Annotated in this window: 23 protein-coding genes and 1 pseudogene; 11 read left to right on the forward strand and 13 right to left on the reverse strand. The window is 60.0% G+C overall.

The window, feature by feature from the left end; translation table 11 throughout:
* Nucleotides 1–110: 110 nt before the first annotated feature.
* From ACVWZP_RS14975 to rlmF, 5 genes are all read left to right on the forward strand, one after another.
* Nucleotides 111–1,601, forward strand: coding sequence for a leucyl aminopeptidase (locus ACVWZP_RS14975; RefSeq protein ID WP_017844539.1), 1,491 nt, complete (start codon nucleotides 111–113; stop codon nucleotides 1,599–1,601).
* Nucleotides 1,602–1,653: 52 nt separating this feature from the next.
* Complete coding sequence (locus tag ACVWZP_RS14980; RefSeq protein ID WP_177029750.1) at nucleotides 1,654–2,082, forward strand: DNA polymerase III subunit chi; 429 nt, start codon at nucleotides 1,654–1,656, stop codon at nucleotides 2,080–2,082.
* 7 nt (nucleotides 2,083–2,089) lie between these two features.
* Nucleotides 2,090–2,494, forward strand: coding sequence for a DNA polymerase III subunit chi (locus ACVWZP_RS14985; RefSeq protein ID WP_457369892.1), 405 nt, complete (start codon nucleotides 2,090–2,092; stop codon nucleotides 2,492–2,494).
* A 174-nt stretch (nucleotides 2,495–2,668) separates the two neighbouring features.
* Nucleotides 2,669–5,515, forward strand: coding sequence for a valine--tRNA ligase (locus ACVWZP_RS14990; protein ID WP_457369893.1), 2,847 nt, complete (start codon nucleotides 2,669–2,671; stop codon nucleotides 5,513–5,515).
* A 156-nt stretch (nucleotides 5,516–5,671) separates the two neighbouring features.
* Nucleotides 5,672–6,694 (forward strand): 23S rRNA (adenine(1618)-N(6))-methyltransferase RlmF, encoded by a 1,023-nt coding sequence (rlmF, locus tag ACVWZP_RS14995; protein WP_046384592.1) that lies wholly within the window; start codon nucleotides 5,672–5,674, stop codon nucleotides 6,692–6,694.
* A 68-nt stretch (nucleotides 6,695–6,762) separates the two neighbouring features.
* Here rlmF and ACVWZP_RS15000 read toward each other — a convergent pair whose 3' ends face one another.
* Nucleotides 6,763–7,044 carry an HU family DNA-binding protein gene (locus tag ACVWZP_RS15000; RefSeq protein ID WP_003188840.1) on the reverse strand — a complete coding sequence of 94 codons (282 nt, stop codon included), beginning with the start codon at nucleotides 7,042–7,044 and terminating at the stop codon, nucleotides 6,763–6,765.
* A 397-nt stretch (nucleotides 7,045–7,441) separates the two neighbouring features.
* On the opposite strand from ACVWZP_RS15000, the gene yejK reads away from it, so the two are divergent.
* Both yejK and ACVWZP_RS15010 read left to right on the forward strand, forming a co-directional pair.
* Nucleotides 7,442–8,446, forward strand: a complete 1,005-nt coding sequence (yejK, locus tag ACVWZP_RS15005) for a nucleoid-associated protein YejK (RefSeq protein ID WP_017844533.1) — start codon at nucleotides 7,442–7,444, stop codon at nucleotides 8,444–8,446.
* Entirely contained in the window at nucleotides 8,446–8,796 is a 351-nt protein-coding gene (locus ACVWZP_RS15010) for a glutaredoxin family protein (RefSeq protein ID WP_017844532.1), read from the forward strand. Before yejK ends, ACVWZP_RS15010 begins: the two co-directional genes overlap by 1 nt.
* Here ACVWZP_RS15010 and ACVWZP_RS15015 read toward each other — a convergent pair whose 3' ends face one another.
* The 6 genes and pseudogenes from ACVWZP_RS15015 to ACVWZP_RS15040 form a co-directional block, all read right to left on the reverse strand.
* The gene (locus ACVWZP_RS15015) at nucleotides 8,797–9,774 is read right to left on the reverse strand and encodes a FecR family protein (protein ID WP_457369894.1); all 978 of its coding nucleotides are present in this window, start codon (nucleotides 9,772–9,774) and stop codon (nucleotides 8,797–8,799) included.
* Nucleotides 9,771–10,350 (reverse strand): annotated as a pseudogene (locus ACVWZP_RS15020) (RNA polymerase sigma factor). The gene ACVWZP_RS15015 and the pseudogene ACVWZP_RS15020 overlap by 4 nt, the downstream one beginning before the upstream one ends.
* A 7-nt stretch (nucleotides 10,351–10,357) precedes the next feature.
* Nucleotides 10,358–10,684, reverse strand: coding sequence for a DUF3325 domain-containing protein (locus ACVWZP_RS15025; RefSeq protein ID WP_046384596.1), 327 nt, complete (start codon nucleotides 10,682–10,684; stop codon nucleotides 10,358–10,360).
* Nucleotides 10,685–12,259, reverse strand: a complete 1,575-nt coding sequence (locus ACVWZP_RS15030) for a PepSY domain-containing protein (RefSeq protein WP_108525914.1) — start codon at nucleotides 12,257–12,259, stop codon at nucleotides 10,685–10,687.
* Nucleotides 12,256–12,558 carry a DUF3649 domain-containing protein gene (locus tag ACVWZP_RS15035; protein ID WP_457369895.1) on the reverse strand — a complete coding sequence of 101 codons (303 nt, stop codon included), beginning with the start codon at nucleotides 12,556–12,558 and terminating at the stop codon, nucleotides 12,256–12,258. The genes ACVWZP_RS15030 and ACVWZP_RS15035 overlap by 4 nt, the downstream gene beginning before the upstream one ends.
* Before the next feature lie 96 nt (nucleotides 12,559–12,654).
* Nucleotides 12,655–13,566: a LysR family transcriptional regulator gene (locus tag ACVWZP_RS15040; protein WP_026139741.1), complete on the reverse strand. Its 912-nt coding sequence runs from the start codon at nucleotides 13,564–13,566 to the stop codon at nucleotides 12,655–12,657.
* Between the two features lie 106 nt (nucleotides 13,567–13,672).
* Between ACVWZP_RS15040 and ACVWZP_RS15045 the strand changes: the two genes are divergently transcribed.
* Nucleotides 13,673–15,193 (forward strand): MFS transporter, encoded by a 1,521-nt coding sequence (locus ACVWZP_RS15045; RefSeq protein WP_079442910.1) that lies wholly within the window; start codon nucleotides 13,673–13,675, stop codon nucleotides 15,191–15,193.
* 54 nt (nucleotides 15,194–15,247) lie between these two features.
* Here ACVWZP_RS15045 and ACVWZP_RS15050 read toward each other — a convergent pair whose 3' ends face one another.
* Complete coding sequence (locus ACVWZP_RS15050; RefSeq protein ID WP_046384600.1) at nucleotides 15,248–15,658, reverse strand: HPF/RaiA family ribosome-associated protein; 411 nt, start codon at nucleotides 15,656–15,658, stop codon at nucleotides 15,248–15,250.
* A gap of 569 nt (nucleotides 15,659–16,227) precedes the next feature.
* Between ACVWZP_RS15050 and ACVWZP_RS15055 the strand changes: the two genes are divergently transcribed.
* A complete protein-coding gene (locus ACVWZP_RS15055) occupies nucleotides 16,228–16,545 on the forward strand; it encodes a DUF3509 domain-containing protein (protein ID WP_057004300.1) in 318 nt (105 codons plus the stop codon).
* 435 nt (nucleotides 16,546–16,980) lie between these two features.
* Here the strand turns inward: ACVWZP_RS15055 and ACVWZP_RS15060 are convergent, their stop codons facing one another.
* Together ACVWZP_RS15060 and ACVWZP_RS15065 are read right to left on the reverse strand one after the other, a co-directional pair.
* Nucleotides 16,981–17,739 carry a hypothetical protein gene (locus tag ACVWZP_RS15060; protein WP_169881184.1) on the reverse strand — a complete coding sequence of 253 codons (759 nt, stop codon included), beginning with the start codon at nucleotides 17,737–17,739 and terminating at the stop codon, nucleotides 16,981–16,983.
* 1 nt (nucleotide 17,740) lies between these two features.
* The gene (locus ACVWZP_RS15065) at nucleotides 17,741–18,022 is read right to left on the reverse strand and encodes a helix-turn-helix domain-containing protein (RefSeq protein WP_338137034.1); all 282 of its coding nucleotides are present in this window, start codon (nucleotides 18,020–18,022) and stop codon (nucleotides 17,741–17,743) included.
* 60 nt (nucleotides 18,023–18,082) lie between these two features.
* Between ACVWZP_RS15065 and ACVWZP_RS15070 the strand changes: the two genes are divergently transcribed.
* A complete protein-coding gene (locus ACVWZP_RS15070; RefSeq protein WP_082643817.1) occupies nucleotides 18,083–19,300 on the forward strand; it encodes a DNA cytosine methyltransferase in 1,218 nt (405 codons plus the stop codon).
* Between the two features lie 121 nt (nucleotides 19,301–19,421).
* Here the strand turns inward: ACVWZP_RS15070 and ACVWZP_RS15075 are convergent, their stop codons facing one another.
* Together ACVWZP_RS15075 and ACVWZP_RS15080 are read right to left on the reverse strand one after the other, a co-directional pair.
* On the reverse strand, nucleotides 19,422–19,859 hold the full coding sequence (locus ACVWZP_RS15075; RefSeq protein WP_057004297.1) for a phosphate-starvation-inducible protein PsiE: 438 nt from the start codon (nucleotides 19,857–19,859) through the stop codon (nucleotides 19,422–19,424).
* Between the two features lie 89 nt (nucleotides 19,860–19,948).
* Nucleotides 19,949–20,155: a hypothetical protein gene (locus tag ACVWZP_RS15080; protein WP_457369896.1), complete on the reverse strand. Its 207-nt coding sequence runs from the start codon at nucleotides 20,153–20,155 to the stop codon at nucleotides 19,949–19,951.
* 248 nt (nucleotides 20,156–20,403) lie between these two features.
* Here ACVWZP_RS15080 and ACVWZP_RS15085 point away from each other — a divergent pair, with 248 nt between their 5' ends.
* The gene (locus tag ACVWZP_RS15085) at nucleotides 20,404–20,664 is read left to right on the forward strand and encodes a YebG family protein (protein WP_010564043.1); all 261 of its coding nucleotides are present in this window, start codon (nucleotides 20,404–20,406) and stop codon (nucleotides 20,662–20,664) included.
* Nucleotides 20,665–20,719: 55 nt separating this feature from the next.
* On the opposite strand, the gene ACVWZP_RS15090 is transcribed toward ACVWZP_RS15085, so the two are convergent.
* A complete protein-coding gene (locus tag ACVWZP_RS15090; protein ID WP_017848678.1) occupies nucleotides 20,720–21,739 on the reverse strand; it encodes a Leu/Phe/Val dehydrogenase in 1,020 nt (339 codons plus the stop codon).
* Between the last annotated feature and the right edge of the window lie 148 nt (nucleotides 21,740–21,887).

Genomic DNA, 21,887 nt, shown 5'->3' on the forward strand with positions numbered 1-21,887 from the left:
GCCGAGGTTCAAACTGCGGCCTTTGTCGCTGGCGGTTTACACGGCTGCCAGGCTTTAAAAGCCGGAGCACACAGACTCCAGGCTCACAGACCTTTATAAGGGACCCGAACATGGAATTGGTTGTAAAAAGCGTTAGCCCCGAAACGTTGAAAACCGCCACCCTCGTGGTCGCTGTCGGCGAAGGCCGCAAGCTCGGCGTTGCGGCCAAACAACTCGACGAACTGAGCGGCGGCGCCATCAGCGCGGTCCTCAAGCGCGGCGACCTGGCCGGCAAGGTCGGCCAGAGCCTGCTGCTGCAAAGCCTGCCGAACCTGAAGGCCGAGCGCGTATTGCTGGTGGGCGTGGGCAAGGACGCCGAACTCGGCGACCGCCCGTTCCGCAAGATCATCAGCGGCATTCTCACCACCCTCAAGGGCCTGGGCGGCAGCGACGCGACGCTGGCACTCGATGAAATCGTGGTCAAGGGCCGTGACAGCTACGGCAAGACCCGCCTGCTGGCCGAAAGCCTGCTCGACGGCGGCTACATCTTCGACCAGTTCAAGAGCCAGAAAGCCGAACCGCGTGCCTTGAAGAAAGTCACCCTGCTGACCATCAAGGCCGCCCAGGCCGAAGTCGAACGCGCCGTGAGCCACGCCCAGGCCATCGCCGCCGGCATGTCGTTCACCCGCGACCTCGGCAACCTGCCGCCGAACATCTGCCACCCGACCTACCTGGGCGAGCAGGCCAAGGCGCTGGGCAAGGAATTCAAAAGCCTGAAAGTCGAAGTGCTGGATGAGAAGAAGATCAAGGAACTGGGCATGGGCTCGTTCTATGCGGTCGGCCAGGGCAGCGACCAGCCGCCACGCCTGATCGTGATGCAATACAACGGCGGCAAGAAGGCCGAGAAGCCTTACGCCCTGGTCGGTAAAGGCATCACCTTCGACACCGGCGGCATCAGCCTCAAGCCGGGCCTGGGCATGGATGAGATGAAGTACGACATGGGCGGCGCCGCCAGCGTGTTCGGCACCCTGCGCGCGGTGCTGGAGCTCAAGCTGCCGATCAACCTGGTGTGCATCCTGGCCTGCGCCGAGAACATGCCGAGCGGCGGCGCGGCCCGTCCGGGCGATATCGTCACCACCCTGAGCGGCCAGACCGTCGAAATCCTCAACACCGACGCCGAAGGCCGCCTGGTGCTGTGCGATGCGCTGACCTACGCCGAACGCTTCAAGCCACAGGCGGTGATCGACATCGCCACCTTGACCGGTGCCTGCATCGTCGCCCTCGGCTCCCACACTTCGGGCCTGCTGGGCAACAACGACGAACTGATCGAGCAACTGCTCAGCGCCGGCAAGGCCGCCGACGACCGCGCCTGGCAACTGCCGCTGTTCGACGAGTATCAGGAACAGCTGGACAGCCCGTTCGCCGACATCGCCAACATCGGCGGCCCGAAGGCCGGCACCATCACCGCGGCCTGCTTCCTGTCGCGCTTCGCCAAGAACTTCAACTGGGCACACCTGGACATCGCCGGCACCGCCTGGACCAGCGGCGGCAAGGACAAGGGCGCTACCGGCCGTCCGGTGCCTCTGCTGACCCAGTACCTGCTGGATCGCGCCAAGGCCTGAAAACCGTGACTCCGGGGCGGCGTTACCGCCGCCTCGGGCTCCAGGAACCGCAATGACCCAAGTTGACTTCTATATACTGCCCAGCGCCGATCCGCTCGCGCGCCTGGACTTTGCCTGCAAACTCACCGAAAAAGCCTGGCGCATGGGCCACCGCATCTACCTGCATTGCAGCGATGCCGCCCAACGCGACGAGCTCGACGCACGCCTGTGGCGCTTCAAGGGCGAAAGTTTCGTGCCCCACGGCCCTGCGGAAAGTGAACCCGAGGGCCAGGTGGTCCTGGGCGTAGGCGACAGCTGCGGCGATCACCATGACCTGCTGGTCAACCTCGACCTGAAAGTCCCGGCCTTTGCCAAGGCGTTCGCCCGCGTGGCGGAAGTGGTGGTGGAAGATCCGGCTATTCGTCAGGCCGCGCGGGAGAGTTTCCGTTTCTATCGCGAACAGGGCTATCCTTTGCAGGATCACCGGCTACAACGACTTTGAGTGCATGATGGACACCCCGAACACGCTAAAAAAAGACGACCACCTGTTGGACGACCTGGAGTCGATCCGTCAGTTGCTGGGTGATGACAACCTTCAACCGCCGCTGCTGACGGAAACCGTCAATGGCGACGTGCAGATTCCCCTGCTGTTCGACATGGTCGGCACCAAGCCGGTTGAGCCGCTCGAACCGCCACCTGCGCCGGCCCCACCGGTTGTCGAAGCGGCGCCCGCTGCCGCGCCTGCCGAAAAAACCCCGGATGCCTTGCTGCTGCACCTGGACAACGAACTGCGCGCCGCCGCGCAACTGATCATGCAAGACGTGATCGACGACTTCGCCCCGCATATCGAAACCGAGATCAAGCGCCGGATGGATGCGCGGATGGAACGGTTGCTCAGCCAGTACCAGAATTAGCGCCCCTGTAGGAGCGAGCTTGCTCGCGAAAAACGTCAATGATGGCGCGGACATCCTGAATGAACGCGCGGCCCTTCAGGTTTTCGCGAGCAAGCTCGCTCCTACCCCTCGCCCCTATCCCCCGTTATACTTGCCGGCTTTCCTGAATTAATGCCAACTAGGGTCCCGCCGCGCATGGATAAGACCTACCAGCCGCACGCTATTGAAACTTCCTGGTACCAGACCTGGGAGTCCGAGAATTATTTCGCTCCGCAAGGTGCGGGCGATTCCTACACCATCATGATTCCGCCACCGAACGTCACTGGCAGCCTGCACATGGGCCATGGCTTCAACAATGCGATCATGGATGCGTTGATCCGTTTCCGCCGCATGCAGGGCCGCAACACCCTGTGGCAACCGGGCACCGACCACGCCGGTATCGCCACGCAGATGCTGGTGGAGCGCCAACTCGAAGCCACCGGCCAGAGCCGTCACGACCTGGGCCGCGAGAAATTCCTGGAGAAAGTCTGGGAATGGAAGGACCAGTCCGGCGGCAACATCAGCCGTCAGATCCGTCGCCTAGGTTCGTCCGTCGACTGGAGCCGCGAGCGCTTCACCATGGACGACGGCCTGTCGGAAGCCGTGAAAGAAGCCTTCGTGCGCCTGCATGAAGACGGCCTGATCTACCGCGGCAAGCGCCTGGTCAACTGGGACACCAAGCTGCACACGGCGATTTCCGACCTCGAAGTGGAAAACCACGACGAGAAAGGCTTCCTGTGGAACCTCAAGTACCCGCTGGCCGACGGCGCCAAGACCGCTGAAGGCCACGACTACCTGATCGTCGCCACCACCCGTCCGGAAACCATGCTCGGCGATGCCGCCGTGGCCGTGAACCCGAACGATGAGCGCTACCAGGCCCTGATCGGCAAGTTCGTCGAGCTGCCGCTGGTCGGCCGCCGCATCCCGATCATCGCCGACGACTACTGCGACCCCGAATTCGGCACCGGCTGCGTGAAAATCACCCCGGCCCACGACTTCAACGACTACGAAGTCGGCAAGCGCCACAACCTGCCACTGCTGAACATCTTCGACAAGAATGCCGCCGTACTGCCGGCCTGCCAGGTCTTCAATCTGGACGGCACGCTGAACGCGAGCATCGACGGCAAGATCCCGGCCGAATACGTCGGCCTCGACCGTTTCGAAGCGCGCAAGCAGATCGTTGCCGCCTTCGACGCCGCCGACCTGCTGGTCAGCGTCGACGACCACAACCTGAAAGTGCCGAAGGGCGACCGCTCCGGCACCATCATCGAACCGTGGCTGACCGACCAGTGGTACGTGTCTACCAAGCCGCTGGCTGAGCCTGCGATTGCAGCCGTGGAAGATGGCCGCATCCAGTTCGTGCCTAAACAGTATGAAAACATGTACTTCTCGTGGATGCGCGACATCCAGGACTGGTGCATCAGCCGTCAGCTGTGGTGGGGCCACCGCATTCCGGCCTGGTACGACGAGTCGGGCAAGGTCTATGTCGGCCGCGACGAAGCCGAAGTGCGCGCCAAGCACAACCTCGGCCCGGACGTGGCGCTGCAGCAGGACAACGACGTACTGGACACCTGGTTCAGCGCGGGCCTGTGGACCTTCTCCACCCTGGGCTGGCCACAGCAAACCGAGTTCCTGAAGAAATTCCACTCCACCGACGTGCTGGTCACCGGCTTCGACATCATTTTCTTCTGGGTTGCCCGGATGATCATGCTGACCATGCACCTGGTGAAGAACGAAGACGGCACGCCGCAAGTACCGTTCAAGACCGTGTACGTCCACGGCCTGGTGCGCGATGGCCAGGGCCAGAAAATGTCCAAGTCCAAGGGCAACGTTCTGGACCCCCTGGACATCATCGACGGTATCGACCTGGAAACCCTGGTGCAGAAACGCACCTCGGGCATGATGCAGCCGAAACTGGCGAAGAAGATCGAGAAGCAGACCCGCGACGAGTTCGCCGACGGCATCGCCAGCTACGGCACCGACGCCCTGCGCTTCACCTTCTGCTCGCTGGCGTCCACCGGTCGCGACATCAAGTTCGACATGGGCCGCGTCGAAGGCTATCGCAACTTCTGCAACAAGATCTGGAACGCGGCGCGCTACGTGCTGGATAAAGGCGAAGACTGCGGGCAGAACGGCGAAGAAGTCGAACTGACCCTGGCCGACCGCTGGATCATCTCGCAACTGCAGCGTACCGAAGCCGAAGTGACCCGCCAACTCGACCAGTTCCGTTTCGACCTGGCCGCGCAGGTCTTGTACGAGTTCATCTGGAACCAGTATTGCGACTGGTACCTGGAACTGTCCAAGCCAGTGCTGTGGGACGAAAATGCGCCGGTCGAACGCCAGCGCGGCACCCGTCGCACCCTGGTGCGCGTCCTCGAAGTGGCACTGCGCCTGGCGCACCCATTCATGCCGTTCATCACCGAAGAAATCTGGCAGCGCCTCGCGCCGCTGGCCGGTATCCAAGGCAAGACCATCATGCTGCAACCTTGGCCGGTGGCCAACGAAGCCCGCATCGATGAGGCTGCCGAAAGCGATATCGAATGGCTCAAGACCCTGATGCTCGGCACGCGCAACATCCGCGCCGAGATGAACATCGGCCCGGGCAAGCCACTGGCGGTGTTCGTGAAGAACGCCAGCGCCGAAGACCAGCGGCGTCTCAGCGAGAACGATGCGCTGCTCAAGAAGCTGGCCAAGCTCGAATCGATCACCGTATTGGCGGATGACGCCGAAGCGCCACTGTCGGCGACCGCACTGGTCGGCGACATGGAAGTGCTGGTGCCGATGGCCGGCCTGATCGACAAAGGCGCAGAACTGGCCCGTCTCGACAAGGAAATTGCACGCCTGCAAGGCGAAGTGCAGCGGGTCGGCGGCAAGCTGTCCAACGCGGCATTCGTCGACAAGGCACCGGCTGAAGTGATCGACAAAGAACGCGCCAAACTGGCCGAGGCCGAACAGGCCCTGGGCAAGCTGGCGGAGCAACATGCGCGGATTTCCAGCCTGTAAGGGCTAGCCGTGTGAAAAAAGAGACCTGCGGGTCTCTTTTTTTTCCTTTGCAAACCCGATCAATGTGGGAGGGGGCTTGCTCCCTCCCACATTTGATCGAGTTGACCTCAGGATGTGTGACAATGCCCACCACTTTGAGCCAACACCAGAATCATCATGACCGCCCCCAGCACACCGAAACCTCCGCGCAAGAAGCCCAAGACCGCCGCCACGGCCAAACCCGTCGTGCCGCGCAAAGAGGCCAGCCTGCACCCGCGCAACCGCCACCAGGGCCGTTACGACTTCCCGGCGCTGATCAAGACCACGCCGGAACTGGCGCAATTCGTGATCATCAACCCCTACGGCAAGGAAAGCATCGACTTCGCCAGCCCGGACGCCGTGCGCGTATTCAACCGGGCGCTGTTGAAGTCCTTCTATGGCGTGCAGCATTGGGACATCCCGGCGGATTACCTGTGCCCGCCGGTGCCAGGGCGTGCCGACTACGTCCACTTCCTCGCCGACCTGCTGGCCAGCGTCAATGACGGCGAAATTCCCCGCGGCGCGCCGGTCAAGGTGCTGGACATCGGCATGGGCGCCAACTGCGTCTACCCGCTGATCGGCTACAGCGAATACCGCTGGCACTTCCTCGGTTCGGAAGTCGACCCCACCGCCGTCGCCGCCGCCAAGGCCATTGTGCAGTCCAACGGCCTGAACAAGGCGATCCAGCTTCGCCAGCAAAGCAACCCCAAACAGATCCTGCTGGGCCTGCTGGAACCGGGCGAGCGCTTTGACCTGACCATGTGCAACCCGCCGTTCCATGCGTCCATGGACGAGGCCACCAAAGGCAGCGAACGCAAATGGCGCGCCCTGGGCAAGGCTGACCCAAAACGCAAGTTGCCGGTGCTGAACTTCGGCGGCCAATCGGCCGAACTGTGGTGTGAAGGCGGTGAAGCGCGCTTCGTGACGCAATTGATCGCCGAGAGCGCGCACTTTGCCCACAAGGTGTTGTGGTTCAGCACCCTGGTGTCGAAAGCCTCGAACCTGCCCGCGATCGAGACCGCGCTGAGAAAAGCCGGCGTGCTGCAAAGCCAGGTGGTGGAAATGTCCCAGGGCCAGAAACAGAGCCGCTTTGTCGCCTGGACCTTCCAGACCCCGTCCGAGCAGCAGGTATGGCGCCAGCGCTGGGCGCGCAAAGACTGAGCCTAAATCCCGGGCAACAAAAAACCGTGCCCGGATCGCTCCGGCGCACGGTTTTTTTTTGCTGCGTCTTACTTGTTAACAGCGTCGGTCAGGCCTTTGGCCACAACCAGCTTGATAACTTTCTTGGCAGCGATTTCGATGGCAGCGCCAGTCGAAGGGTTACGGCCAGTACGGGCAGGACGCTCGGTCACTTTCAGTTTGCCAACGCCTGGCAGAGTGATTTCGCCGCCGTTTTCCAGCTGATCAGCAACAACTTGGCTCAGTTGGTCCAGCAGAGCGCGCACGGTGGTTTTCGGTGCGTCTACTGCTTCAGCCAGGTCAGCGATCAGTTGGTCTTTAGTAATAGCCATTGTGGTGTTCCTTCCCTATCAAATTCATATGGATTGCAGAGTGCAGTGTCAGCCGTCGAGCCCGACCGTCAAGGCCTGGCATCCCCGGCTATAACCTCGGAGATCGGGGTTATAGATGCTTGAAACGAGGATTGGTTCGACCTGACAAATACTGAATGCACGCTTAACGCCGAGTCTTGGGCGTAAGACCGGGCAAAACTAGCACAGAGACGGGGAAATATCCGCTTCTACCTACCCATTTGGTCAGCTTTATCGCTCTAAACCGTGAAAAAAAGGCATATGGCCCGTCGGAGGCCTTCCAAAACACCTTCAAAGCACGTCTTGGCCAATGGGTGCGGTACACTGGGCGACTTTTCGGGGAGGCCAACCGCTCCCCTATCAACCAGCCGAGAAGCCTATGCCGATCCGTCATTGCATCGTCCACCTGATCGACAAAAAACCCGACGGCACACCCGCAGTTCTCCACGCCCGCGACTCCGAACTTGCCGAGTCGGCCGCGATCGAGAACATGCTTGCCGACCTCAACGAGAGCTACAACGCCAAACAAGGCAAGGCCTGGGGTTTCTTCCATGCCGAGTCGGGCGCGCACCCGTTCAGCGGCTGGTTGAAGGAGTATTTCGACGGGGGCCAGGATTTCACCACGTTCAGCCGCACCGCCGTCGAACACCTGCAGAAGCTGATGGAAGAGTCCAACCTTTCCACCGGCGGCCACGTGCTGTTTGCCCACTACCAGCAAGGCATGACCGACTACCTGGCCATCGCCCTGCTGCACCACAGCGAAGGCGTGGCGGTCACCGACGAACTGGACGTGACGCCATCGCGCCACCTGGACCTGGGCCAGTTGCACCTGGCGGCGCGGATCAACGTGTCCGAGTGGCAGAACAACAAGCAGTCCAAGCAGTACATCTCGTTCATCAAGGGCAAGAACGGCAAGAAAGTCTCGGAGTACTTCCGCGACTTCATCGGCTGCCAGGAAGGCGTCGACGGCCCGGGCGAAACGCGCACCCTGCTCAAGGCGTTCAGCGACTTCGTTGAAAGCGAGGACCTGCCGGACGAAACCGCCCGCGAAAAGACCAAGACCCTGGTGGACTACGCCAGCAGCCAGGCCAAGCTCGGCGAGCCGATGGGCCTGGAAGAACTGTCGGGTCTGATCGATGAAGATCGGCCTAAGGCGTTTTATGACCACATCCGCAACAAGGACTATGGGCTGTCGCCGGAGATCCCGGCCGACAAACGCACCCTCAACCAGTTCCGCCGCTTCACCGGGCGCGCCGAAGGGCTGTCGATCAGCTTTGAAGCGCACCTGCTGGGCGACAAGATCGAGTACGACGAAGCCGCCGGCACCTTGATCATCAAGGGCCTGCCGACCCAACTGACCGACCAGCTCAAGCGCCGCAACTGATGCTCGGCGGGGTCCTTAAAAAAGTCCTGCTGGTGTTGCTGGTGGTGGTGGCGATCCAGAACTGGGGCAAGGTCGAACGGCTGTTCAACCCGTCCCAGGTGGTCCCGGAGCAAACGCGGGCCTCGGCGCGCGTGGTGCTCTACTCCACCGAGTGGTGTGGCTACTGCAAACAGATCCGCCGCTTCCTCGACCAGAAAGGCATTCCGTACCAGGCGCTCGATATCGAAAAAGACGCCCAGGCGCGCAAGGCCTATGAAGCGTTGGGCGGCGGCGGGATTCCGTTTGTGGACGTGAACGGCACGTTGATTCGCGATTACAGCCCCGAGAAGATCATGGCGGCGCTGAAGTAATCAGCGCACCACGATCAGCCGCCCCAGCAGCGTGTGCTGCTCGAACCCCAGCACCGCTTGCAAGCCATTCAGCACGGCTTGCGGATCGTTGCTCGGGAAGCTGCCGCTGACACGCCGGGAGCCCACTTCGTCGTTGAGCAGCAGGATGCGCCCAGGGTAGTAACGCTGCAGATCCTCGATCACCTCGGCCAGCGGTGCCTTGTAGTAGTTGAGCCAGCCGTCGCGCCAGGCCAGGCGTGATTCGCTGTCGACCGCGTGCCGGGGCTCGGCCACGCCCTCGGCGTAGCTCATTTGCTGGCCCGCCGTAAGAATTTGCTGCGCACCCTGCTTGGCCGGCGTGACGCCGACCCGCCCCGACAACACCGTCACCTGCGCGCCCGCCGGTTGCAGGCGCACTTCGAACTGCGTGCCCAGCACCCGTGTTTCACCACTGCCCGCGCCCACCACAAATGCCGCGCCGGTGTGAGTCACGCTGAAAAAGCCCGCGCCGCGCCGCAGTTGGACATGCCGCTCACCCTGGCTGAAATCCACGGCGATGGCGCTGTCGGCATCCAGGGTGACGCGGGATTGATCGGCCAGGGTCACGGTTTTCACCTCGCCCGGCGCCGTCACGTAGTCCGCCCCCAGGTCATCGACCCAGCGCGACGGTTGCCAGCCGCCGCCCATGCACACCATCAACACCAGGCACGCGGCCATGGCCAGGGCGCCCACCCCGCGCATGACCCGTGAGCGCTGCGAGGTGTGCATCGCATTCAGGTAGCCGTGTAAGGCCAACGCGTCTTCGTCCGCCAGTTTACGCGCCGGCACTTCGCTCAACTCCCATAACACCTGGGCCTGGGAATAGGCCTCGACGTGTGCCGGATCAGCCCGCAGCCAAAGGCTGAAGGTGGCCTGGTCGCCGCTGCTGGGCTGGTCGTGCAACAGGCTCAGCCAGGCCAGTGCGGCCTGTTGCTGGTCGGGCGTGGGAGTGACGTTCACGGTGCTTTCCCTGGCGTGCGTGGAGGCGATGGCTCGCGAAGGCTGGCTTTGCAGGCTTCGAGGGCACGCATCATATGTTTTTCCACGGCACTTTGGGACAGCCCCATGGCCTTGGCGATTTGCGCGTATTTGCGGCCATGGATGCGGTTGGAGCAGGAAGATCTGGCGGGTGCGCTCGGGCAAGCTGCGCAAGGCCGCCTCGACGTGGCGCAGGTCGTTGCCGGCCTCCAGTGCAGCCTGGGGTTCGGAGCCTTGATTGTCCTGCTGCTCGGGCAACCAGCCTTCGTTGCTGCGCACCCGCGCGCCTTCGCTGCGCAGGTGGTCGATGGCGATATTGCCGGCGCAGCGCAGCAGGTACGTGCTGAGTTCTTCGACCTGCACCAGCGGCCGGCGCCAGAAGCGCAGGAACAAGTCCTGCACCAGGTCGGCTGCAGTGGCACGACAGCCCACGCGCCGGCTGACCAGCGCTTCCATCTGCGAACGCTGGGACAAAAACACCTGCAGGAAATGCGCGCGCCCACCCGCCGCGTCCGCGTGCGGGCTGTCCTGGGGTTCCGGTGGCGTACTGATCATCATGCGCGGCTCACAGGGTGGCAAAGGCTGCGACGGGACCGGCCAGCAGGCCGACGCCCGCCAGGCTCAAGGCCAACCTCGGCCAATACGGCAACAGCAGCACCAGCAGCAGCGCGCTGAGCATCAACACCGCGCACCACTCCACCAGGCCTTGGGCCCACCCCGAGGCAGCCACCGCTGGCCAGATCGATAGCGTCAAGCACCCCCCGCCGACCGCGCGCAACCCCAGGCGGCGGCGCGGCGACGGCTTGCTGCGCAGCAGTTCGCCATGGTGACGGTCGGTGGACAGGCACAGTGCGGTAAACCCGACGTAGCACATCAGCCATGCAAGCAGCATTCAATGCGCCTCCGGTTTGAGAGTGAGCGCGCGCGCCCGTTCGGCCTTGGGCTGGGGCGCCGTGCGGTGGTGCATCTTCCAGGCGGCCCAGGCGAGGAATACCCCGCTGCCCAGGCACGTCAGGTCGAAGCCGGCCATGGCCCAGTCGCCCGTCGCCAGTGACACGCCCAAGTGGTGCGAGGTGGTCAGCGCGTTGAGCGCAGGGATCGCGCCAAACAACAGCGCGCCAACGCTCAGTTGCTCGACCCAGGCCTGGCGCCCTCGGCGCAGCATGGCGTGCAACAGGCTCAGGCCCCACGCGATAAAGAACATTTGCACTTCCCAGTCGGCGCGCTGGGCGAAGCTCACCGGCAACAAACGGTTGGCCCAGAAGAACGCCGCGATGGCGATCAACAACCCGGACATGCTGGCGATATTGAGCACTTCGACCAGGCGCAGCTCAAACGGCATGCCGCCGGTTTTGGCGTGCTTGAGCTGGCGCTTGCCGAGCCAGATCACCAGGCCGGTGCCGATCATCGCGGTGCCCGCCAGCCCACAGATAAAGTACAGCCAGCGCAACACCGGGCCGGCGAAACGGCCCATGTGCAGGCCATAGAAACTGCCACCGATCGCCGCCGGCAGCGATTGCTCGGCGCTGACCCGCAGCCGCTCGCCGGTACTGCCGTTGAACGACACGGTGCTGCCGAAATCATGCACCACGCGGTCGGCGCCGGCGCGGACCACATTGACCGAGGCATTCGCATCACTCGGGTTATTCACCACCAAGCGCCCGACATGCCCGCCCGCCCACTGCGCCCGCGCCTGTTCGTACATCGGCAGCAACGGCAACAATGTGCCGGGCTGGCCCAGCGCCGGGGCGTTGTCGGTGGCGGGGAACACCTCGTTGAAGAAGGCCCGGCTGTCGTTGCCGTAAGAGGCCACGATCGGGGCCGGCATGACCATGCTCATGAAGATCACCAGGCTGCTGTAGGTGATCATCAAATGAAACGGCAGCACCAGCACGCCCACGGCGTTATGCCCGTCGAGCCAGGAGCGCTGGCCCTTGCGGGGGCGGAAGGTGAAGAAGTCCTTGAAGATTTTTTTGTGGGTGATGATGCCGGTGATCAACGCGACCAACATCACCATCGCGGCGAAGGTGGATAACCAGCGGCCCCAGGGGTACGGCATTTGCAGCTGGAAGTGGAAGCGATAGAAGAACTCGCCGCCCATGCTTTCGCGGGCTTGCACGGCTTGGCCGCTGACCGGGTCGAGGACTTTCTGGATGAAGTTGCCGCGTTTGCCCGGGTCGACCTTGTCTTGCCACATCACCGACAGGCCAGGGTCGCGGCTGTTCGGCAAGGTGATAATCCAGCGCGCGGCGGTGGGCGCCTGCCGCTGCAGGTAGGCTTGGGCCACCGCGAGGCTGCGCCCATCGTCCAACGGCCTGGCCTGCACTTCGGGCTGGGTCCAATGGCTGATTTCATCCTTGAAATACGACAAGGTGCCCGTCAGGAAAATCGCAAACAGCAGCCAGCCAAAGATCAGTCCGGCCCAAGTGTGCAACCAGGCCATGGCCTGGCGGAATCCTTCTTTCATGTGCGTGCCATCCATACACCCACACCTGCCAGGGTCGCGAACAACGCGCTCGGCAGCATCACGCCACACCAGGCACGCCATGCCGTGCGGCAGGCAAAGCACCACAGCACCGCCAACAGGTAGAACACAAACGAACTCATCATCCCGGTGATCACTGCGTCGGCGCGGGACGTGGGCAGCCACAGCGCCAGGCAGACGGCGGCCAGAGACGCCATCAGATAGCCGCCGACCACAGCGGCCAATACGCGTGACGTGACAGCGAGGCGGTAAGCGGCGGGAAGCGAGGTTTTGCTTTTCATGCGGGGAGCGCCAGGTTCATCAGAGCGCAATATTAATGATAAATATTCTCATAAGCAAAAGAGAACGGATGAATCACCTGCTCGAAGGCGTGAGATCTAGCTGCCCGCCAGGCAACTCGGGGTGCCCGCGACCAGGGCGTCGATGGCGCAGCGCGTCTTGGCCGGCATGTGCGCCGCGGTGGGCCAGATCACATGGATCGGCGCGGGTTGCTCGCGGTAGCTCGGCAGTACCGCTTCCAGCTGCCCGCGCAGCACATAGTGCGCGATCAGCCAGCTCGGCAACCAGGCCAGGCCCACGCCAGCGATGGCGGCATCGGCCACGGCCTGGAGGTCGTCCATCATCAGCGGCGAGGCGACCCGCGCGCGGTGCGGGCGGCCTTGGGCATCATTGAGTTCCCACTCCAGGCGCGGCGCATTGCAGCGGTAGGCAATGCCGCGGTGCCCGGCCAAATCTTCGAGACACTCGATTCGACCGACGCGGCGCAAATACGCCGGCGCCGCCGCCAGGCCGATGGCCTGTTCGCCCAGGCGCCGCGCGCTCAAGCGGTCGGTGTCGGGTAACGCGCCGATTCGCACCGCCAGGTCGAAGCCTTCCTGGGCCACGTCGATCAGCCGGTCAGAAAACGAAATATCAATCTCCAACTGCGCAAAACGGTCCAGCAAGCCCCACAACGCCGGCGCCGCATAGTGATGCCCGAAAGCCAGCGGCAAGCTCGCCCTCAAGCGCCCGCGAGGCTGTTGCCGACCGCTTTCGAGCACGGATTCGGCCGCTTCCAGCTCGGCCAGCGCGCGCAGGCAATGCTCGTAATAAGCCTGCCCGTCCTCAGTCAACCGCTGACGACGGGTGGAGCGCTGCAACAGGCATGTGCCCAGGCGCGCCTCGAGGCGCGCCAAGCCTTTGCCCACGGCCGAACGGGTGAGGTTCAGCCGTTCGGCGGCTTCGGTCAGGTTGCCGCTCTCGACGATCTGCAGAAAGAGTTCAACGCCATCAAAACGTGGGGTGGCCATGCTGTAATTGTCGCCTTTGATTCCCTGATTGAAGGAAAATTTGTCACGAATAAAGAATCTACTTCCCGCGAGAATGACACGCTCCACCTCTCGAAAGGAAGACCCCATGCCTCCCGCCGTCGCTGTATCGGCTGTCAGCCCATCAAGCTCCGCCAGAAACGCGCTCGCCCTCACCGCCGTGTGCCTGGTGGCGCTGATGTTCGGCCTGGAAATCTCCAGCGTGCCGGTGATCCTGCCCACGCTGGAACAACAATTGGGCACGGGTTTCCAGGATGCCCAATGGATCATGAACGCCTACACCCTGGCCTGCACCAGCGTACTGATGGCTGCCGGCACACTAGCCGACCGCTTTGGCCGGCGACGCATGCTGGTGCTGTGCCTGTGGCTGTTTGGCTTGGCCTCACTGGCCTGCGGGCTGGCTGAAGACGCGTCCCTGCTGATCACCGCGCGTTTCGTCCAGGGCGTGGGCGCCGGGGCGATGATGATCTGCCAGTTCGCAATTTTGTCGCACCAGTTCCGTGAACCGGCGGCGCGGGCGCGGGCTTTTGCGGTGTGGGGCGTGATCGCGGGCCTGGGCCTGGGCTTCGGGCCGATGGTCGGGGCGTTGATCCTGGCGGTGGCGGACTGGCGCTGGGTGTTTCTCGTACATGTGCCGCTGACCTTGCTGACTCTGGTGCTGCTGCATGTCAGCGTGCAGGAGTCGCGCGACCCGGCCAGCCATCGCCTCGATATCGCCGGCATGCTCACCTTGACGCTGTCGGTGTTTGCGTTGGTTTATTTCATCACCCAAGGCACCGAGAATGGCTTTGGCGCACCGGCCATGCTGGGCTGGGCCGGCCTGTCGCTGGCCGCGCTGCTGCTGTTCAGCTTGATTGAGCGGCGCAGCGCCCATCCGATGTTCGATTTTTCGGTGTTTCGCATCCAACGCTTCAACGGCGCGTTGATGGGGTCGATCGGCATGAACTTCAGTTTCTGGCCGTTCATGATCTACCTGCCGTTGTACTTCCAGGCGGGCCTGGGCTACGACACCCTGACCACCGGCAGCGCCCTGCTCGCCTATACCCTGCCCACCTTGCTGGTACCGCCGCTGGCCGAACGCCTGGCCCTGCGCTACGGCGCCGCACGCATCATCCCGCTGGGCCTGGGGGTGATGGGCACCGGCTTTCTGGCCATGGCCGCCGCCAATGGCGCCGCGCATCCAAACATCGTGCTGGTGCTGTTCAGTTGCGCGATGGCCGGCGTGGGCTTGGCGCTGACCAACTCACCGACCACCAACACCACCACCGGCTCGGTCTCGGCGGATCGCGCCGGCATGGCCTCGGGTATCGACCTCAGTGCGCGGCTGATCACCCTGGCGCTGAATATTGCGCTGATGGGTTTGGTGCTCTTGCTGGGGATCAGCCATCAACTGGCCGAAGTGCTGCCCGAAACCAGCGCACTGGATTGGCCCGCGATCAGTCAGCACATTGCAGCGGGCAAGCTGGAAGTGCTGAGCTCGATGGGGCTGGCGCGCGCGGATGCCCAAGCGGCGCTGCGCCACGGCGCAGGTTGGGCGATGTTGTTTGCGGGCGTAGGGGCGTGTGGGTTGGCGTTGTTGAGCGGGTATTTTTTCCGACGCAGCAGGTAAACAAAAACGGGCCTGCATCTGCAGGCCCGTTCTCAGTGGGGAATGAAAAAACTGTCAGCTGTTAATTGCAGCGTTTTCGTTTTCCAGGAATTCCTCTTCAAGCGCGTCATCATTCACTTTGTTGGCCGGCACATTTTTCGCGGCAGCGCGTGGCTTGCCTTGCAGTTTGCCGAACAGGTGTTCCAACGCATGGTCCAGCTTGGTCGCGGCACCGTCGATCGCCAGTTCCAGCGTATCGGCTTTATGCAGCACCGAAAGCGGTTGATGGCCCTTTGGCCGAGCTTCCAGGCGGCAGCTTAAATCGTGGGGACCGGGCTTGTCGCCGTTCTCATCCCGCAGGTAGACCTCAACGCGGGTCAGGTCTTCTTCATAACGTTCGAGCGTGCTTTCAATGGTATTACGTACCCACTCCTCCAGTCGGATGCTGCTTTCAATATGGTTATCGCTATTGACTTGGATTTGCATAGTTCTTCCCTTATTTCAGCTAGCTCGCGAGAGGTCACAAACTGCAACACCGGGGTGGTGAAACCATGACCTCTTGATTACACAATTGAGCAGTCAGAGAAACAATTCAACCCCTTTGCAAAGATAAATCCCACATTACAAATTAACCCTGACTACAAGCAAAAACGCTGGTAGGGTGGGGAGTTAGTTACATCTTCCTACCCCCCGCAATCTTCATCGTTGCCCCGCGCGCGCCTGCTTGCGCCGCCGACCAATCATGCACCGCATTCTCGCTATTGCCCTGAAACAAAGCACGACGCCAACCCACGTGGGAGCCGGCTGGCCCGCGATAGCCGTCTCTCAGCCGAGGATTCATGAGCTGATCCCCCGCAATCGCGGGCCAGCCCTCTCCCACAGGTGTGTTCCAGCGTCAGACAGGTCGCTGTACGGCACGGCCCTTGCTGTACAGCTGATGAGGCAAACGGATGTTGTGAACCCTCAGCGACGGAGTGGCCGGTGGTCAGGCAACGCGAACTAATCCAGACCTCGGTCGTCAATGACTGCATGTTCTTATCAGGCGGTAACGCACCATGGACAATCCTTTTCAGATCATCACCGACACCTTCACCCCACAATACCGGGTCAACCTGAGCATCCAGCGCCTGGATGGCAGCATCATGCTGACCCTCTCGAATGAGCAGGGCGTGGTGGTCAAGCGCATGATCAGCGCCGCACAACGCAACGACCCGCAACGGCTCAAGCGCCTGGTGCAAAGCATCCAGTTCGGCATTGCCATCGAGCAGGGCCACAGCGCCATGGAAATCCTGGCAGTGATGACGGACGGGGACAGTCACAAGCTGTTGCAGCGACCGCCCACCCGCGCCCAGCCCTTGAGCGTCAGGTTTTAAACGCTGTTTCAGGGCTCTCACCCATGCGGCGCGGGCCTTGCACCTTCACCGACGGAAACGCCGAAGAATAACCATGGGTACGTTTTTGATCACCACCGAGACTGACAGAACTGCGCGAGAGGGATGGACGATTCATTCTCGAGTGCATCAAGCCATCGACTAGCTGTGTCTTACTCGAAACGCGTCTTAAACTCGCACCGACTTCTCTATATTTCAATAATCGATAGCGTTCGGTAGAACAGCTATATTTAAGAAATAAACGCTGACCGTCCAGACGTATCCCGCGCAATTATCGGCCCTTGATGCAATGAGCTGTTCAGCCGAAGCCCCAGTAAAGCACCAATACGCGAACGGAATAACTTCCAATAATCCAGCGAACGAGAGAATGCAACAGGAAATAAATTCGAGCTGGAAAACCAGCTCGACATCTATGCACTAATTAGCACGAAGCTGATTAGCAAAGTGTAGATCGATCAAACTATTCGTATCATCCCACGACAAGGGAGAAGCGGAAAACGAAATCCTGTCAGCCCCCACTGGAATATCGTGATCTGTAAATATCTGGTTATGCTTATAATGCATTCGCAGCATCCTGACGGCCTCAGGATCTGATTCGCTCTTGCCGCGTTTCTGCGCGAGCCTCAACCGGTCCCTGGCATGGAGACCCGCACCTTGAATCACCCATTCAATTTCGCCTGCCTCGTCACGAACAAGCAGGTTTTCGACAAACCCTAAAAAATCCTCTTCCCAATAAACAAACTCAAACTCGGTACGACTGACATTCCAGTGTTTCAAAAGAATTAAAGATTTAGCAGTTTTTATACCGCGTTCATCCATCTGCTCCTTGATTCGAGAGTACATATAGCTCAAAAGTATTTTCCCTTGAGCTGCGGCATTATCACCACCCGCCGCACGCAAAACCCGAACTTCATCTACATCACAAAATCGCTGCTCTTGAAGATCCACCCTGACCGCATTGGGACTTTTGAATAAAGTTTTAACAGAATACCCAACATCCCCATCGATAATATCGAAAAGCTCCTTGCGTTTCGACCTGGGGCCAACTGCTTTCTTTACGATTCTGATTAACGTTTCTGCATCCTTGCCATCCAAATCGGTCGAGTACGGCAAACAGAAAAAAGTTCTAAGCAGACGTGACAGCTCCACCAGCTGATCTTTCGAGAGATAGCTCACCTTACACTCCAGAACTTGTATTCTTGGTTAAACCGTCTAATTCCACTAGTAGTTCACTGGGAGGAATGCCCAACCCCTCCGCAAGTCGATAAATATTCTCAAGACTAATATTTCGCTCCCCTCTCTCGACTTGACCGACATAGCTACGGTCAAGTCCACACCGGAGCGCCAAGCCTTCTTGGGTAATAGATAGCTGATGGCGTAGACCCCGGAGTCGATCACCAAAAGCCTGTTTTACCTTGGCCCCCCACATATCGTCAGCTGTCATTTGCACCCCTCTCATGAGATGCGTATAGTCCGGACATGAAGACCATGAATCCACGGACTATCAGTACCTTTTGAAATGAAAAAAAAATATCGCGTTATTGACCTTTTTTGTGGGTGCGGTGGAATCAGCAGGGGACTTGAGCGCACTGGGCGCTACTCAATTGAAGCTGGGATCGAGATAGAAGCACATCCAATACGGACATTTGTGGCCAACCATCTCAATTCAGCAGGGTCTCCGCCACTTTCGTACCAAGGCGATATAAGAGAAATAGCGGGACCAGACGCAACAAAGAACATCAGTGATTGGCTACGCCCTACAGGCTTGGATACTCCCGGAGAACTGGACTTATTGGTGGGTGGCCCACCCTGCCAAGGTTTCAGTAGAAATGGCGTTCGGCAGTACGAGGAGTGCGGGGTAAAACGCTTCTATGACGACCCGAGAAACCATTTATACCGTGCATTTTTGAGCACCATTGAGACCTTGAGGCCTAAGGTTGTTCTTATTGAAAACGTTAGAGAGTTTCTGAGTTTCGGTGGAGGGCGATTTGCCGAAGACTTATTAAAGCGATTAGATGAGTTGGGTTACACCGCCGATTACAGAAAAGTTTGCGCGGCCGATTATGGAGTGCCTCAAATCCGCAACCGGGTAATATTTATTGGCATCCATCGCGGCTATATGGATATCCCAACATCGAAGCTACCTTTCCCTACCCCTACGCATGTCAAACCCAGCAGCAACCAACTGGACCTTATTGCCGACAAGCCTTACAACACTGTCAGCGATGCGATTGGTGACCTTCCTGAACCCTCTTATGTACAAGGGACACGACTCCCCTACAACAGGAAAAGTCAGAATGCGTTTGCGACCTTGATGCGTTCAAAATCAGGTGAAGTTCGCAACCATATTGCGAGAATTCTCAGTGAAAAGAGCTTACAGCGTATCAACGCGGTAGGTACAGGCAGAATGAAACATGTCGATGAAAGCTTACAAACTCGAAGCTTCTATGGCAGTGCCTATAGAAGGCTCGACTGGAACGAGCCGGCATTGACAATCACCACATGGGTTTACCATGTCGGTTCGGGTAGATTCGCACATCCAGTCGAGGATAGAGCAATTACCATGCGTGAGGCCGCGCGGTTGCAAAGCTTCGATGACGACTTTGTATTTCCTGATTTGATAAACCCTGTGTCTCAGATGATAGGCAACGCTGTCCCCCCTCTTATGGCTCAGGCTTTTGGACAGGCGATAGCGGATCTATTAGATAAGGATAGCCTTAGCCACCTGACGCAATAATTCAACGTAACTATGAAGGAAAATCCTCCTTCATAGTCACCACCGTCATACAATAAACAGTCTCAGCACATTGAATTACCCCCAACAACAAAAATACTCAACCCCAAAACAACCTTGACACTCAATCACTCCTTTCTTTCACGGATGGATATTTTGAAGAAGAATATCTTACAACCAGAATCGAAAAAGCGAGAAGCAGAACGCCGCCACTGATATACAGAATCCCTTCATCAGGAGCTTTGTGGTGCGACACATCGCTAATCAGTAGCCGAATCAATGCCGTCACTCCAATGTAAAGGAGGAACCTCAATGGCATATGATTCGTTTTAAAATAGATACCCGACATGGCGAGTAATTCGAGATAAATGAAAAGCAGCAAGATGTCATCGACACTGACTTTCTCTTGATGCAGCATATCAACAAACGCCGAAATACCCGCCCATACGGTGATTGCGCCAATTGCGAACAATGCTAGATAGTGAAAAAACTCTACACTCAGGTTCCCTAAGCTATTAGCCCCCGCATGAAGCCGCACCCGCATCCGATCTGCCCACTTCATAACTTTCCACTCCCCATCGCACGTCAAACCGAAAAAAAAGACCACGCATTGCCTCTACCGCACGGCTCATCCAGCCCCCGTATCCGAGGCTACACAGTAACAAATTGATCTTGCGGAGTTCTTCCTAAAAACAGGCCAACGTTAAGGATATAAGTAAACTTGACCTTGCTCTTGAAGTAAATCCAGAACATGGCGGCCAACGCCAGGTAGTCGAACGACTCGACAAACAGATTGCCCAGCGACTCAGCCAGCCCGCGGACATTCTGACGCAGCTTTTCGACCCGGTTGATTTTCACGATGATGCTTCCTTAGGTCGGCTCGACCGGATAGTGCCGCTTGGATGTGACGGTTGTTCTGCATGCAGAAAAAAGGCCAGCGGCAGGGGTAAGATGATGGCGGGGTGACATGAGACACTCCAAACCTGTATTTCCGGGCTACATTAAAAAACTGCTACCCAAACCCCACGGTTTGGCTTACCCTTTTAGCTGTATATAAATACAGTAGTCGCAAAAGACAACTATCGTGAAGGCATGTGAGGTGGTGAATGGCCGTCGAAGTGGTATACCGCAGCAGCCGAGATCTGGAGCGTTTGTTCATGGATAAAGCCGAAGCTGACCGTCATGACAAGATGCTTGAACTCGCTGAGTTGCTCGCAGAAGTGTTGCAAAAAGCCGTGCCGTCGTTGAGCGAGCAGCAGGTTGAAGAGGCCGGGATCTACATGGCGAAAAACCGCGATGTCTTTGCCAAGGCGTTCAAGAGCCAACCGGACGCGCTGTCCGAGTTGCTGAACCCGCCGGCGGAATAAAGTCCGAATTGAACAGGCCCTGAATCGATGATTCAGGGCCTTTTTAATGCGTGGGCTAGCGGTAAAGCAGGCGCTCGGCCAGTTCATCGGCGACCCGTGCAGGGGAGCGTTTTTCGGCCTGGGCGTGGGCGAAGATTTCGGTCAGGCGCGTGCCGATGTTCGACAGGTGCGCGGTGATGGTCGGCAGTTCGGCGCCGCTGTGCTTGAGGGCGACGTAGATCAGGCCACCGGAGTTGATCACATAGTCCGGGGCGTAGAGGATGCCGCGCCCTTCCAACTGGTCGGCGACTTGCAGGTTGGTCAGTTGCGCACTGGCGGAACCGGCCACGGCGGCGCAACGCAGTTGGCCGACGCTGTTGCGATTGAACACGGCGCCGAGGCCGCAGGGCGCGAGGATGTCGCAGGGGGTGCTGAGCAAGGCGTCATTGGCGATCGGGTGTGCGCCGAGTTGCTCCATGGCCAGTTGCACTTTGCCTTGGTCGATGTCGCTGACCAGCAGTTCGGCGCCGGCGGCATGCAGTTGTTCGGCGAGGGCGTAACCGACGTTGCCCAGGCCCTGGATCGCCACGCGCAAGCCTTCGAGATTGTCGCTGCCCAGGCGCGCCATCGCGGTGGTGCGGATGCCGGCGAATACGCCCATGGCGGCATGGGGCGCAGGGTCGCCGGCGGCGGTGGTGCTGGTGACGAAGCGGGTTTGCTGGGCAATGCAATCCATGTCGGCCACCGAGGTGCCGCTGTCGATGGCGGTGATATAGCGGCCATCAAGTTGCTCGACACATCGCCCGAAGGCTTCAAACAGGGCTGCGCGGCTTTCCACATGGGCGGGGCGCAGGATCACGGCGCAACCACCGCCTACCGGCAAACCCGCCAGGGCGGCCTTGTAGCTCATGCCTTGGGCCAGGCGTGCGGCGTCGGCCACCGCGCTTTCGTCGTCGGGATATGCGAGGTAACGACAACCACCCAGGGCAGGCCCCAGGCGGCTGTTGTGGATGGCTATGATCGCCTTCAACCCGGTCGTCGGGTCGATGCTTAGGTGCAGCGATTCAAGGCGGGTGCTGTGCATGAGAGCAAACATCGTCAAGCTCCCGAATCACTTCTGGTGTCGCCAAGTATAGGCCTGCGGCAGAAAACTGCCGAAGTGCGCGGGAATAAGCCACCCGGTTTTGCGGGGCCTGCGACATAAGCAAGTAGGATATCTCTCAAGCTACTGGACGAAAATTCTC

The organism is Pseudomonas sp. TE36184, assembly GCF_054060055.1.